At 64.3% G+C, this 13,493-nt stretch carries 14 protein-coding genes; 11 read left to right on the forward strand and 3 right to left on the reverse strand.

Annotated features, from left to right (window positions below; all coding sequences use genetic code 11):
* Nucleotide 1: 1 nt before the first annotated feature.
* From rplI to E3O25_RS10625, 4 genes are all read left to right on the forward strand, one after another.
* Nucleotides 2-451 carry a 50S ribosomal protein L9 gene (gene rplI, locus E3O25_RS10610; RefSeq protein ID WP_092110565.1) on the forward strand — a complete coding sequence of 150 codons (450 nt, stop codon included), beginning with the start codon at nt 2-4 and terminating at the stop codon, nt 449-451.
* Nucleotides 452-1,029: 578 nt separating this feature from the next.
* The gene (gene dnaB, locus E3O25_RS10615) at nt 1,030-2,337 is read left to right on the forward strand and encodes a replicative DNA helicase (protein WP_370448759.1); all 1,308 of its coding nucleotides are present in this window, start codon (nt 1,030-1,032) and stop codon (nt 2,335-2,337) included.
* A 95-nt stretch (nt 2,338-2,432) separates the two neighbouring features.
* On the forward strand, nt 2,433-3,098 hold the full coding sequence (locus E3O25_RS10620) for a hypothetical protein (RefSeq protein ID WP_134361112.1): 666 nt from the start codon (nt 2,433-2,435) through the stop codon (nt 3,096-3,098).
* Nucleotides 3,095-3,364 (forward strand): hypothetical protein, encoded by a 270-nt coding sequence (locus E3O25_RS10625; protein ID WP_134361113.1) that lies wholly within the window; start codon nt 3,095-3,097, stop codon nt 3,362-3,364. The genes E3O25_RS10620 and E3O25_RS10625 overlap by 4 nt, the downstream gene beginning before the upstream one ends.
* A gap of 67 nt (nt 3,365-3,431) precedes the next feature.
* Here the strand turns inward: E3O25_RS10625 and purB are convergent, their stop codons facing one another.
* Together purB and E3O25_RS10635 are read right to left on the reverse strand one after the other, a co-directional pair.
* Nucleotides 3,432-4,814: an adenylosuccinate lyase gene (gene purB / locus E3O25_RS10630; protein ID WP_134361114.1), complete on the reverse strand. Its 1,383-nt coding sequence runs from the start codon at nt 4,812-4,814 to the stop codon at nt 3,432-3,434.
* The gene (locus E3O25_RS10635; RefSeq protein WP_092110555.1) at nt 4,811-5,338 is read right to left on the reverse strand and encodes a low molecular weight protein-tyrosine-phosphatase; all 528 of its coding nucleotides are present in this window, start codon (nt 5,336-5,338) and stop codon (nt 4,811-4,813) included. Before E3O25_RS10635 ends, purB begins: the two co-directional genes overlap by 4 nt.
* A 126-nt stretch (nt 5,339-5,464) precedes the next feature.
* Between E3O25_RS10635 and E3O25_RS10640 the strand changes: the two genes are divergently transcribed.
* Both E3O25_RS10640 and E3O25_RS10645 read left to right on the forward strand, forming a co-directional pair.
* Nucleotides 5,465-5,752, forward strand: a complete 288-nt coding sequence (locus tag E3O25_RS10640; protein WP_134361115.1) for a hypothetical protein — start codon at nt 5,465-5,467, stop codon at nt 5,750-5,752.
* Nucleotides 5,749-7,164: an alpha/beta hydrolase gene (locus E3O25_RS10645; RefSeq protein WP_134361116.1), complete on the forward strand. Its 1,416-nt coding sequence runs from the start codon at nt 5,749-5,751 to the stop codon at nt 7,162-7,164. The genes E3O25_RS10640 and E3O25_RS10645 overlap by 4 nt, the downstream gene beginning before the upstream one ends.
* 22 nt (nt 7,165-7,186) lie before the next feature.
* Here E3O25_RS10645 and E3O25_RS10650 read toward each other — a convergent pair whose 3' ends face one another.
* Nucleotides 7,187-7,579 (reverse strand): phage holin family protein, encoded by a 393-nt coding sequence (locus E3O25_RS10650; protein WP_092110550.1) that lies wholly within the window; start codon nt 7,577-7,579, stop codon nt 7,187-7,189.
* Between the two features lie 89 nt (nt 7,580-7,668).
* Between E3O25_RS10650 and E3O25_RS10655 the strand changes: the two genes are divergently transcribed.
* From E3O25_RS10655 to E3O25_RS10675, 5 genes are all read left to right on the forward strand, one after another.
* A complete protein-coding gene (locus E3O25_RS10655) occupies nt 7,669-8,775 on the forward strand; it encodes a histidinol-phosphate transaminase (RefSeq protein WP_241988566.1) in 1,107 nt (368 codons plus the stop codon).
* 118 nt (nt 8,776-8,893) lie between these two features.
* The gene (locus E3O25_RS10660; RefSeq protein WP_241983783.1) at nt 8,894-9,985 is read left to right on the forward strand and encodes a thiamine pyrophosphate-dependent dehydrogenase E1 component subunit alpha; all 1,092 of its coding nucleotides are present in this window, start codon (nt 8,894-8,896) and stop codon (nt 9,983-9,985) included.
* Nucleotides 9,985-10,989, forward strand: a complete 1,005-nt coding sequence (locus E3O25_RS10665) for an alpha-ketoacid dehydrogenase subunit beta (RefSeq protein ID WP_092110547.1) — start codon at nt 9,985-9,987, stop codon at nt 10,987-10,989. The genes E3O25_RS10660 and E3O25_RS10665 overlap by 1 nt, the downstream gene beginning before the upstream one ends.
* A gap of 37 nt (nt 10,990-11,026) precedes the next feature.
* Nucleotides 11,027-12,409 carry a dihydrolipoamide acetyltransferase family protein gene (locus E3O25_RS10670; protein WP_134361117.1) on the forward strand — a complete coding sequence of 461 codons (1,383 nt, stop codon included), beginning with the start codon at nt 11,027-11,029 and terminating at the stop codon, nt 12,407-12,409.
* 55 nt (nt 12,410-12,464) lie between these two features.
* Nucleotides 12,465-13,490, forward strand: coding sequence for a metal ABC transporter substrate-binding protein (locus tag E3O25_RS10675; RefSeq protein WP_134361118.1), 1,026 nt, complete (start codon nt 12,465-12,467; stop codon nt 13,488-13,490).
* Nucleotides 13,491-13,493: the final 3 nt, after the last annotated feature.

A 13,493-nucleotide genomic window follows, 5' to 3' on the forward strand; every position in this document is an offset into this window, starting at 1 on the left:
AATGTCGAAATTGATTCTGACGCATGAGGTCTCCGGCCTCGGTGCACCCGGCGACGTCGTAGACGTCAAGAACGGATTTGCTCGTAACTACCTCGTTCCCAAGGGCTTCGCTGTTGCGTGGACCCGCGGTGGCGAGAAGCAGATCGAGCAGATCAAGGCCGCTCGCGCAGCCCGCGAGCACGCCACCTTCGAAGAGGCTGAGGCGCTCAAGGTCAAGCTTGAGAACACCAAGGTCACCCTGGTCGTCAAGGCCGGCGCCGGCGGACGCTTGTTCGGTTCGGTCAAGACCACGGATGTGGCCAACGCCGTCGCAGCTGCCGGTCTCGGCACGGTCGACAAGCGCAAGATTGAGCTCACCGCCATCAAGCTGACCGGTGAGCACACGGCAACGGTTCGTCTTCGCGACGAGCTCAGCGCCACGATCACCCTCGTGGTCGTCGCCGCAAAGTAGCATCGCACGCCAGTAGGTCCGGTGCTGTGCGGCCGGTTGTTTGTCCTACTCCCATAGCGGGGGGTTCCGAAAGGAACCCTCCGCTATGCGGCGTTAAGAGCCCCTTTGGGGGCATTGACCCGCCGCTTTTGTGCACAGGTGAGCATTCGTCTCAGTAAGGTTCAAGGGTTGATTGAAGTTACTTTATTCACACCCGTGTGTAAAACTTAAACACCCGATCAAAGCATTTTTAATTGGACAAAAATAATGTTTGTCCACAGGCGAGTGCACAGGTTCTGCACAATCTCCACGGCGTTTCGCGCAGATTTTCCACAGACTTATCCACAGGGGGGTTTGTGACGGGTGTTGTTGGCTCCTTAGTGTGTTCCAGTACCGGCATCTCACTCACGCTGGTGCGTCACGTCCCGTGTCGGTGGGTCCTGATACACCTATTAGCACGACAGAGAAAGAGGTGCCGAGTGTCGATCGCTCACCTGGGTCTGGCCAACCAGCCAGCATCAAACGAGTACGGTTCATCGGCCCGCGGAGCGGTCGACCGTGGCGAGCGACCCGCCGAAGCCTGGAAGTCGGAGCGAGCGCTGCCCCACGACCTCCTGGCCGAACAGAGCGCCCTCGGTGGAATGATGCTCAGCAAAGATGCTGTCGCCGACGTCGTCGAGACCGTGCGAGGCGGAGATTTCTATATCCCCAAGCACGAGATCATCTTCGATGCGATCCTTTCGCTGTACGCCCAGGGTGAGCCCACCGACGTCATCACGGTCACCGATGAGCTAACCAAGGTTGGCGAACTGTCCCGAGCCGGTGGCGCCGATTACCTGCACACCCTCACGAGTCTGGTTCCCACCGCAGCCAACGCGGGGTTCTACTCGACCATCGTGGCGGAACGGGCACTGCTGCGCCGGCTCGTCGAGGCCGGCACGCGCATCGCCCAGATGGGTTACGCCGCCGAGGGTGAGGTGCTCGACCTCGTGAACACCGCCCAGGCCGAGATCTACTCGGTCACCGGGGGCACCCAGACCGAAGATTACGTTCCGCTCACCGACGCCGTCACAGCGGCCATCGAAGAGATTGAGGCCGCCAAGCTCAAAGACGGCCAGATGAGCGGCGTGCCGACGGGGTTCGCCGACCTCGATGAACTCACCAACGGGTTTCACGGTGGCCAGCTCATCATCGTGGCAGCGCGCCCGGCGCTGGGTAAGTCCACGCTCGCCCTCGACTTTGCACGGTCGGCCTCCATCCACCACAACATGCCGAGCATTTTCTTCTCGCTTGAAATGGGGCGCAGTGAAATCGCGATGCGCCTGCTCGCGGCGGAGGCATCCGTTCCCCTGCAGAGCATGCGCAAGGGAACCGTTGAGGCCCGTGACTGGACTACGATCGCCGCCACGCGCGGGCGCATCAACGATGCACCGCTGTACATCGACGACAGCCCGAACATGACCCTGGTGGAGATTCGTGCCAAGTGCCGCCGGCTCAAACAGCGGGTGGGGCTCAAGATGGTCATCATCGACTATCTGCAGCTGATGACCAGCGGCAAGAAAGTCGAGTCCCGGCAGCAGGAAGTCAGTGAGTTCTCGCGAGCGCTCAAGTTGCTCGCCAAGGAGCTTCAGGTTCCGGTCATCGCGCTCTCCCAGCTCAACCGTGGGCCCGAGCAGCGCGCCGATAAGATGCCGGCCATCTCCGACCTTCGCGAGTCGGGCTCACTCGAGCAGGACGCCGACATGGTCATTCTCCTGCACCGCGAAAGTGCCTACGAGAAAGACAACCCGCGGGCTGGCGAGGCCGACCTCATCGTGGCCAAGCACCGTAACGGCCCGACCCGGACCGTCACCGTCGCATTCCACGGCCACTACTCCCGGTTCGCCGACATGGTCGCGGGCGGGTAATCCCCACGATTCGGGCATGCAGGCGGCTCGCAGATGCGCCGGTGGGTCGCCGCGTAGACTAGGCCTGACAAATTTTGCAACGAAAGAGGTTGTGCGTGGCGAACGCCCAGGCACCATCAAGCGTCGGTCCTGGGTATTGGTCCGTGGCCGTCGGTCGCGCCCTGATCGCCGTGCTACCCGCCGTGATCATCACCTTCAACCGCGATCACTCCGCCCAGCTGGGCCTGATCGTATTCGGTGCCTTCGCCCTGGCGAGCGGCCTCCTGCTCGTTCTGAGCGTGCGACGTACCCTGACGGTCGCGGTCGATCGAAACCTGTTCCTCATCAACGGCATCGTGAGCATGACCGCCGGCGGGCTGGCCCTGGGCTTCCACGCTGGCGGCCACGGCTTCTTTTTGTTCGTGGTGAGTGTGTGGGGAGCAGTCACCGGTTTTCTCGAAATCTATGCCGGCATCCGTGTGCGTAAACGCCCGGCGCCCGCCAAGGACTGGCTGTTTACCGGGCTTGCCACCGCCACGCTCGCCCTGCTCTTGCTGCTGCTGCCGCCGAACCCGGTGGTCTCGGTCGGCTTGTTCGGTGCCTATCTGGTCTTCCTGGCTGTCTTCCTGCCCATCGCCGGACTCTCCCTCAAATGGGATACTCCCCGCCAGCGCCGCGCCGCACCAACGAACAGCGCACCCACGAGCGCTGCGCCCATGAACACCGCACTCGTGAAAAATGCACCTACGAACACCGCACCCAATGATTCGGACTCCCTGTGACCCCTACGACTCCTGGTACCCCCAACTCGGCGCACCAGCCCAGCCGATCCGACCGGTTGAAGCCGGCCGAATTGCTCGCAATCTCGGGCGGGATGGCCTTGTTCGTCGGCCTGACCATTTTGGTGACCACCCGCGAATTGATGCTCTCGGCCATCGGGCTGGGAGTGACGTTCATTGTGGCACTCGTGGTGATCGCGATGCTCGTGCTCGGAATGAAGCCGAATGCGTCGGAGCAGACCGACTTGGACGAGCAGAACGGCCACTAGCCGGCACGGGAGCAGAAAAATGGCACCTTCGTCGAACCGACGAAGGTGCCTTTATTTCTGACCCGGGTCAGGGCAGGTAGTCGACCAGGGGGTCGGCCAGCCCGACGTAACCCGCCGGCGTAAGGGCGAGGAGCCGGGTCTTGGCGGCGGCACCGATGTCGAGGGCGGAGACGAACGCCGACAGGTCGGTGCTCGTGATGCGCTTGCCGCGGGTGAGTTCCTTGAGCAGGGCGTAGGGATCCTCGATCGACGAACGCCCGGCCGAGACCTCCGCACGAATCACGGTCTGGATCGCCTCACCCAGAATCTCCCAGTTCGAGTCGAGGTCGCTCGCCAGGAGTGCGCGGTCGATGTCGATCTCGCCAAGGCCGCGCAGAATGTTGTCGAGGGCGAGGAGTGAATGCCCGAAGCCGACACCGATGTTGCGCTGGGTGGTGGAGTCGGTGAGGTCACGCTGCAGACGGCTGGTCACGAGGGTGGCCGCGAGCGAGTCCAGAATGGCGCAGGACAGTTCGAGATTCGCTTCGGCGTTCTCGAAGCGGATCGGGTTGATCTTGTGCGGCATCGTCGACGAGCCGGTGGCGCCGACCTGAGGAATCTGGCGGAAGTAGCCGATGGAGATGTAGGTCCAGATGTCGGTGGCCAGGTTGTGCAGAATACGGTTCGCGTGTGCGGCGCGCGAGTACAGCTCGGCCTGCCAGTCGTGTGATTCGATCTGGGTGGTGAGCGGGTTCCAGCCCAGGCCGAGGCCCTCGACGAATTCGCGCGACACGGCGGGCCAGTCGACGGACGGCTCGGCGGTCACATGGGCGGCGAAGGTGCCGGTGGCGCCACTGAACTTGCCCAGGTATTCGCCGGACTCGATCTGGCGCACTATGCGCTCGAGACGATAAACGAACACGGCGAGTTCTTTACCCATGGTGGTCGGCGTCGCGGGCTGTCCGTGGGTGCGGGCGAGCATCGCATCCGCTCGAAACTCGAGTGCGTTGCTGCGCAGCGCCTCGATGACTTGGCGCAGCTTGGGCAACCAGACCGTCTGTACGGCGTCACGCACGGTCAAAGCGTAGGAGAGGTTGTTGATGTCTTCGCTGGTCGCGGCGAAGTGGGTGAGTTCGCTGATGTGGTCGAGGCCGAGCGTGCCGAGGCGTCGCCGCACGAGGTACTCAACGGCCTTCACGTCGTGGCGGGTGGTGGCTTCAAGCTCGGCCAGTTCGTCGATCTCGGCCTGGCCGAAGTCGGTCACCAAGGCGCGCAGGGACAGCTTCTGCGCGGTCGTCAACGGCTCGGAGCCGAACAGGGAACGGTCGGTGAGAACGATCAGCCATTCCACCTCCACGCGCACCCGGGCACGGTTGAGGCCGGCCTCGGACAGGAATTCGCCCAGATCGGAAACGGCGGCTCGGTAGCGGCCATCTAGCGGGCTCAGAACCTGTACGGGTAGGTGACTCATCGGACTCCCTGTCGAATTGCGGGTGCAAGTTGTTTCACAAGTGCGTGGCTTGCCCTCTCAATCATGCCTAATACGGCGTCAAACAACGCATCGTCGGAATAGTAGGGGTCTGGAACGTCGAATAGGGCGGCCTGCTCCGCGTCAAAGCTCAGCAACAGCCGGATCTTGGCACGATCGCGATCTTCCAGGGCCCAATTGCGCAGAATACGCTCCTGGCTGCGATCCAGCACCACGACGAGGTCATGTTCAGCGAACCAGAGCGGGTCGAACTGGCGAGCTCGATGATGGCTGCCGTCGTACCCGCGTTTGGCCAGGGCCGCGATCGTGCGACCGTCAGCCTGCTCACCGACATGCCAGTCTCCGGTGCCGGCGGAGCTGCTATTGATGAGTCGGCCGAGTCCGAGCTTGGCCGCGAGGTCACGCAGCACAACCTCGGCCATCGGCGATCGGCAGATATTTCCGGTGCAGACAAAAATGATGCGAAACGGCGTCGACTCGTCGGGGGTGAGTGACGCAAAGGGCATGCCTCCCATTGTGGAACAGATTCGACTTCTCCACACACCCAGTATTCGGCGTCTGTGCACAGATAGCCCGAAGAACGGCCCAGCGAGGCTTGAGGCTGCGAGGATCGGCCCCGACCGGGAGGTGTCATGGACGTTCCCTACGGTAATTTCGAACCCAATCAGGCCGATCAACTCGCTGCGCTATGGGCACAGCGAAAACGCATTCTCCTGCTGACCGCAGACATCAGGGATGCGAAACTGCGACTGTCGATGCTCGATCCCAGTGAATTCTGGAGTTCCAGTGCCCAACGGGCCTACCGCGAGCGGATCGCGGAAATAGTGCACGATGTGCAGGGCGTGCTAAACCACCTCATCACCGCCCAGGACCAGATTTGGCGCAACATCCGCCAGTTGCAGGCGGCAGGCGAGGAGTGAGCGAGCGTCCGGATGCGGTGCCGGAGGGTGAACTGACTATTTCCGTGGGCGGAACGACGCTCGTGGCGACCGACGCAGTCCTGGCACAGGCCGAGATGTTGCGAAACGCTCAGGTGCAGGCCGGTGACTGGCAGAGTCGGGTGGAGAGCATCCGACAGCTGGATCTGGGCGGGGTGTGGACCTGGACTCCGGAGGACCCCAGCCTGACTTTGACCTGGGCGGGGGTTGCGCTCGGTCAATTGGAAGAGCGCACCGGCGATCTTGCCGCGAGTCTCACCGACGCCGCCGAACGGTACGGTTGGACGGAACGAGCGGTGATGCATATGGCCGTGCTGGGGAGCGCGGGGCTGGGCTACGACCTGGGCCGGTTTCGCGCTCTGGTATTTCTTCTCGCCGCTGGGCCCGCGGCCAGGGGCGCGCTGGCCTGGCGGGCGTGGAACAGCCATCATGGCTCACCCGGGATCGACTACCGGTTTCTGACGAGTCCGGCGGCCGTCGTCCTCACCAAGTTGATCGTCACATCCCTCGATGACGTCGCTGCGGGTGCCCTCGGTGTGCCGTTGCCCATCGATTTGTTGCTGGGCGACAGCGGCCTCGGCCTGGTCGGGGTTTCGACCACGGCGGTTGCCGTGCTTGCCGCTGCACGCAGTCGTGGGCTGTTTCGGGAGGGCCCGGTGAAAGTGGCGACGGCGGGCGCGGCTACGAGCGCGACGCCGCCCACGGGTGTCGGTGATTTGGCCGCCAGAATTCCCAAGGCGATCGCCGGGCAGCCGCAGGTACTCATCGAGAACTACGGCACGCCCGAGAATCTGTCCTGGGCGGTCTACGTCGGTGGCACGATCGACTGGAATGCCGTCGCCACGACCGAGCCCTGGGATCTCACCGCCAACGTCACAGCGATGGCCGGGCAGAATGCCGGCTCCCTCCAGGCAGTCATGCAGGCTATGCACGCCGCGGGCATTACCGCGGGCGATCCGGTTGTGATTGCCGGTCATTCACAGGGTGGACTGGTAGCCACCCAGGTCGCCGCCTCAGGCGCTTTCGCCGTGCGGGCGGTCGTGACCTTCGGGGCGCCCGAATCGCGTGTTAGCGTTCCTTCCGGCGTCGCCACTATGACGGTCGAGCACACCGACGACGTGACGACCGGGTTAGGCGGGGCGAGCATGGTCCAGTCCGAGGACCGGATAACGGTTCGGCGTGAGGCTTTCTTCTCAGCGGAACCACCGGCCGGCGAGGCACTGCCGGCGCACCACCTGGATACCTATCGGGAGACGGCGCTCCTGATCGACGCCTCGCCGGAAAAGAACCTGACCGACTTTCGCGACACCGTGACCCGTGTTCTCGGGAGCGAACCCGGCGACGCCGTCTTGTGGCGCGGCATCCGCTTGCCGGAACGACCGACGCCACGGTAGAAGGCGCGCGGGTATGACCGGATCAGTCGCGGGTGGTGACCGGGCGCAGAATGAGGCCGAGCAGCCAGGAGATGATGCCGAGCACCAGGGCGCCGAGTACACCCCACCAGAAGCTGTCCACGACGAGGCCGAAGCCCAAAAATCCGGAGATCCACCCCACGAGCAACAGCAGCAAGCCGTTGACGATCAAGGAGAACAGACCGAGCGTCAGGATGTAGAGCGGAAAAGCGACGACGCGCAGCACCCCGCCGACAACGCTGTTGACGAACCCGAAGATGAGCGCGATGAGCAGATAGGTGAGCACGCTGGCACCGGCGTCGGGGGCGTAGGGGGTGACGTGCACCCCGGTCACGAGCAGGGCGGTGAACCACAGGGCTACCGCATTGACGATCAGTTGGATCAGGAATCTGGCCATATCTCTACTATCTCACCGGCTCGGGGCGGGCGAAAGTCACGCGAACATTCATTCGCTATTGCGAATATATCCGGGCGTAGACTCACCGGGTGAGCCCTTCAGACCGACCCACCGTGCGCCTGCGCCCGGAGATCATCGCCCTCCCGGCCTATAAGCAGGGAAAACCGGCTGACGCCAGTGCCTTCAAACTTTCGAGCAATGAGAACCCCTTCGACCCGCTGCCCGGGGTCGTCGCCGTGGTCACGGCCGAAACGGCGTTCAACCGTTACCCGGATGCCTCGGCGCTCGCGCTGCGTGAACGCCTCGCCGCCAAGTACAGCGTCGACGTCGATCAGGTGCACGTTGGCTCCGGCTCAGTCGCGCTGCTGGCTCAACTGATTCTTGCTGCCGCCGGTCCCAATGATGAGGTGCTCTACTCCTGGCGGTCGTTTGAGGCGTATCCCTCCCTTGTGACGGTGGCCGGGGCCACGAGCGTGCGCGTCGCCAATCGTAGCGATCACGGCCACGACCTGCCCGAAATGGCCGCGGCCATCGGCGACCACACCCGGGTCGTCATCGTCTGCTCGCCGAACAACCCCACCGGCACCATCGTCACGAAAGACGAATTCGAGGCCTTCATGGCCGTCGTCCCGACCGATCTGCTCGTTATTCTCGATGAGGCATATATCGAGTTCGTCACCCAGACGGATGCCGTGAACGGCCCGCCCCTGCTGGCTCGCTACCCAAATCTGGTTGTACTGCGCACGTTCTCGAAGGCCTACGGGCTCGCCGGACTGCGGGTCGGCTATGCGCTCGGCCCGGTGGACATTCTGAATGCTGCCCGCTCAACCGCGATTCCTCTTTCGGTGACAGCGCAGGCTGCCGCCGCCGCGATTGCCTCACTCGAGGCTGAGAAGGAGTTGCTCGCCCGAGTTCGGATCCTGGCTGCCCGCCGCGACGCGACCTGGCAGGCGCTCACCCGCCAGGGGTGGAACATCCCCGTGCCGCAGGGAAATTTTCTCTGGCTGCCGACCGGGGCTGAAACGACGAGCGTGGCTGAGGCGCTCGGTGCGGCCGGGCTCGTCGTGCGTCCCTTCGCGCCCGAAGGCATTCGAGTCTCCATCGGGGAGGAGGAGGCTGTGGCGACACTCCTACTTATGAGCGCGGATCTTGTCGACGCCCTTCCCGCCGATCACCCGGCTCGGAAGATAGGTTAGAACGGTGTCAGCCACCCGAGACGACTCGACCGCACCAGCTCCCGACATGCGCACTGCCGCAGTGACTTCCTCCGCAGCTGAGGCCTTCGGCCTCGATGGGGCCGAAACCTGCGTGCGCATGATCGCCCCGAACGGGGCGTTCGAGCCGAATGCGGCCGCCGAAGAGTACCTGCCCTATCTGGATCGGCTGACCGAAGCCGATCATCGACGGTTTTACCGCGACATGGTCGTGGTGCGCCGGTTCGACACCGAGGCAGCCAACCTGCAACGGCAGGGCCAGCTCGCCCTCTGGGTGCCGAGCCACGGGCAGGAAGCCGCCCAGGTCGGGTCGGCCTACGCCACGCGAGTGCAGGACCACGTGTTCCCCTCCTACCGGGAACACGTCGTTGGCATGATCCGCGGCCTCGATGTCGTCGACATTCTGCGCATGCTGCGCGGGGTCACCCTCGGCGGCTGGGTGCCCGAAGAACACGGAAACTTTCATCTGTACACCCTGGTGCTCGCCTCGCAGACCCTGCACGCGACCGGCTATGCCATGGGCATGCAGCTCGATGGTTCAACCGCGACCGGCAATCCGCAAACCGATCAGGCCGTCATCGTCTACTACGGCGACGGTGCCTCCTCACAGGGTGACGCAAACGAGGCGCTCGTCTTCGCGGCGAGTTACCAGACGCCGCAGGTGTTTTTTTTGCAGAACAACCACTGGGCCATCTCGGTGCCCGTCGCGCGGCAGTCCCGCACCCCGCTCTACCTGCGTGCCGGCGGTTTCGGTATGCCCGGCACGCAGATCGACGGCAACGACGTGCTCGCGAGTTTCGCTGTCACGGCCAAGTCGATGGACGACGCCCGCGCCGGGCACGGCCCGTCACTGATCGAGGCGCTCACCTATCGCGTCGGTGCCCACACCACCGCCGACGACCCCACCAAATACCGTGATCCCGACGAACTCGCTTACTGGGTGGCCCGCGACCCGATCGTGCGCTTTCGCAGCTACCTGCAAGGCCGGGGCATCGAGCAGCAGTTCCTCGACTCCGTCGACGAGGAAGCCGCCGATTTCGCCGCCGACACCCGGCGTCGGGCGCTGGAGGTCACCGGCCCCGAGAAGTCGGTGATCTTCGATAACGTCTACGCCGAACCGCATCCGCTCGTGGCTGAGCAAAAAGCCTGGCTGGAACGCTACGAAGCGTCTTTTGACGAGGGTAAGAATTGATGATCGCTGCTACCGACACGAGCGTGGCATCCGCTGCGCTGCCGATGACGAAGGCCCTGAACGCCGGGCTGCGCCGCGCGATGCTGGATGACCCCAGGGTGCTGCTGATGGGCGAGGACATCGGCCCGCTCGGCGGCGTTTTTCGCGTGACCGAGGGCCTGATCGCCGAGTTCGGTGACAAGCGGGTGCTCGACACCCCGCTCGCTGAATCCGGCATCATCGGCACGGCCATCGGCCTGGCCATGCGCGGGTTCCGGCCGGTCTGCGAGATTCAGTTCGACGGGTTCGTCTTTCCCGGCTTCGACCAGATCACCAGCCAGCTGGCCCGCATGCGCAACCGCCACGAGGGCGGCTTGATCATGCCCGTGGTCATTCGCATTCCCTACGGCGGGCACATCGGCTCGGTCGAGCACCACCAGGAGAGCCCCGAGGCGTACTTCGCGCACACCCCCGGACTGCGCGTGGTGAGCCCGTCCAACCCGCACGACGCCTACTGGATGATGCAGGAAGCCATTGCCAGTGACGACCCGGTGATCTTCTTCGAACCGAAGAGCCGTTACTGGCCCAAGGGCGAGGTGCGTTTCGGCGCGAGTGGAACTCCGCTGCACGCCAGCCGCGTGGTGCGGGCCGGTCTCGACGTCACCGTCGTGGGCCACGGCGCCATGGTGAGTGTGCTGCTGCAGGCGGCCGACCTCGCCGCAGCCGAGGGCATCAGTCTCGAGGTCATCGACCTGCGCTCGATTTCCCCGATCGACTACGGCCCGATTCTCGGCTCCGTGCAGAAGACCGGCCGACTCGTCGTGACCCAGGAAGCCCCCGGCTTCGTGAGTGTCGGAAGTGAGATCGCCGCCACGGTCGCCGAACGCTCGTTCTATACCCTCGAAGCTCCCGTGCTGCGGGTCTCCGGCTTTGACACGCCGTTTCCCCCTGCCGCCGTCGAGACGCACTTTCTGCCGAGCCCCGACCGGGTGCTCGAAGCCGTCGACCGCGTTCTCGCCTACTGATCATTCTTACTTTTACCAGCAGCAGGAAAGGCGCAGCATGAACGCGATGAAGTTCACTCTCCCCGACGTGGGCGAAGGCCTGACCGAGGCCGAGATCGTCGAGTGGAAGGTTGCCCCCGGCGACACCGTGACGATCAACCAGGTGCTGGTTGAAATCGAAACGGCCAAATCGCTCGTCGAACTGCCGTCGCCGTTCGTGGGCGTGGTCGGGGAAATCCTGGTCGCTGCCGGCACCACGGTGGACGTCGGCACGCTCATCATCACGATCAATTCCGACGCCACTGCGAGCACAGACCAGTCGGCGGCGGCTTCGACGGCGGATGCCGCAGCATCCGCCGCCGACACCCTGGCAGCGACTGCACTGGCTGCAGACGTGAGCAGCAGCATCAGCGACGAAGCTCCGGAGCCGGTGCTCGTCGGTCGCGGCGCCACCGCCACGATGCCGACCCGACGTCGCCGGCACACCGGCGCTCCCGTCGCCCACGAGACCCTGGCCCCGCAAGCCCCGACGCGATCGCACTCCGAGCCGCTGGAACCGACCCGGCGCGCGGCATCCGCTGGACCGGTCATGGCGAAACCACCCATTCGCAAGCTGGCCAAGGACCTCGGCGTCGACCTGACGCTCGTTGAGGCAACCGGGCCCGTCGGCGACGTGACCCGGGAAGACGTGCTGCGCGGCGCGACCCAGGCCAGCGTGTTCCGCAACATTCAGACGCCGGAATGGCCAATCGATCGCGACGAACACATTCCGGTGAAGGGCGTGCGCAAGGCCATCGCGCAGGCGATGGTCAAGAGTGCGTTCACCGCGCCGCACGTGAGCCTGTTCGTCGACGTCGATGCCACCCGCACCATGGAATTCGTCAAGCGACTCAAGGCGTCCACCGATTTCGCCGGAATTCGGGTGTCGCCGCTGCTGATCATGGCCAAGGCCATGATCTGGGCGGTGCGACGCAACCCAACGGTGAACTCCACCTTCACCGATGAGGAAATCATCGTGCGGCACTACGTGAACCTCGGGATTGCCGCTGCGACCCCGCGCGGGCTGATCGTGCCGAATATCAAGGAAGCGCAGGACATGAGCCTGCTCGAGCTCGCCTCAGCCCTCGAGAAGCTCACGATGACCGCGCGTGACGGCAAGACCAGCCCGGCGGAGATGAGCAACGGCACTATCACGATCACCAATATCGGTGTGTTCGGCATGGACACCGGAACCCCCATCCTCAACTCGCCCGAAGCCGGAATCGTGGCCCTCGGCACGATCAAGCAGAAGCCGTGGGTCGTCGACGGTGAGGTGCGGGTACGGTACGTGACCACGATCGGTGCAAGCTTTGACCATCGGGTCGTCGACGGTGATGTCGCAAGTCGATTTCTCGCCGACGTCGCGAGCATCATCGAGGAGCCCGCACTGCTGCTCGAGTAGCGCAATCCCTGCTAATGGTTTTGACAATCATTATCAGCAAGGATAGTGTCGAGGAATGCACAAAAGATTTTTTATTGTTCCCGCACTCCTCGGGTCAGCCACTCTAGCTCTGTCGGGGTGCACGGCCGGCACCACAGCGAGCGCCGACGGGGGTGGCGACCTCAAAGTCGTCGCGACGACCACCCAGGTCGCCGACTTCACCCGCAACGTCATTGGTGACTCCAGCGGTGTCGACCTGACCCAGCTCATCCAGCCGAACCAGAGCGCCCACAGCTACGACCCCTCTGCGGCCGACCTGACCGCGCTCGGTGCCGCCGACGTGCTCGTGGTCAACGGTGTCGGCCTCGAAGAATGGCTCGACGATGCCATCGCCGCGTCCGGCTTCGACGGCCTCACGATCGATGCCGACGAGGGCATCACCATCTCCGACGTGGGAGCCGGAGCGGGTCACTCCGGTGAAACAACGGACGCACACACCGACGTCACCGAGGACGAGCACGCCCACGAGGGCGGCGACCCGCACATCTGGACGGACGTGCAGAACGCCGAGACCATCGTCGCGACGATCGCCGACGGCCTCACTGCCGCAGACGAGGCCAACGCGGCGACTTTTGAGTCCAATGCGACGGCGTATACGGCCCGGCTCAGCGCCCTCGACGAGTGGATCCGCACCAACGTCGCGACCGTTCCGGAGAGCGACCGGTTGCTCGTGAGCAACCATGATGCCCTCGGCTACTTCACCGCGGCGTACCACATCGACTACGTCGGCTCGGTGATTCCGAGCTTCGATGACAACGCTGAGCCGAGCGCCGCCGAAATCGACACCCTGGTGGCAGCCATCACGGCGACCGGCGTCACGGCCGTGTTCTCCGAGGCCTCACTCAGCCCCAAAACCGCCGGGACGATCGCGACCGAGGCCGGCGTCACCGTCTACTCCGGCGATGATGCCCTCTACGTCGACTCCCTCGGACCCGAGGGGAGCTCGGGCGACACCTACATCAGGGCGCAGCTGCACAATGCAACGCTCATGCTCGAATCATGGGGCGTCACGCCCTCTGCGCTGCCCGCCGACCTGCAATAGTTA

This window comes from Cryobacterium sp. TMT1-3 (genome assembly GCF_004402315.1).
Classification (GTDB): Bacteria; Actinomycetota; Actinomycetes; order Actinomycetales; family Microbacteriaceae; genus Cryobacterium; species Cryobacterium luteum.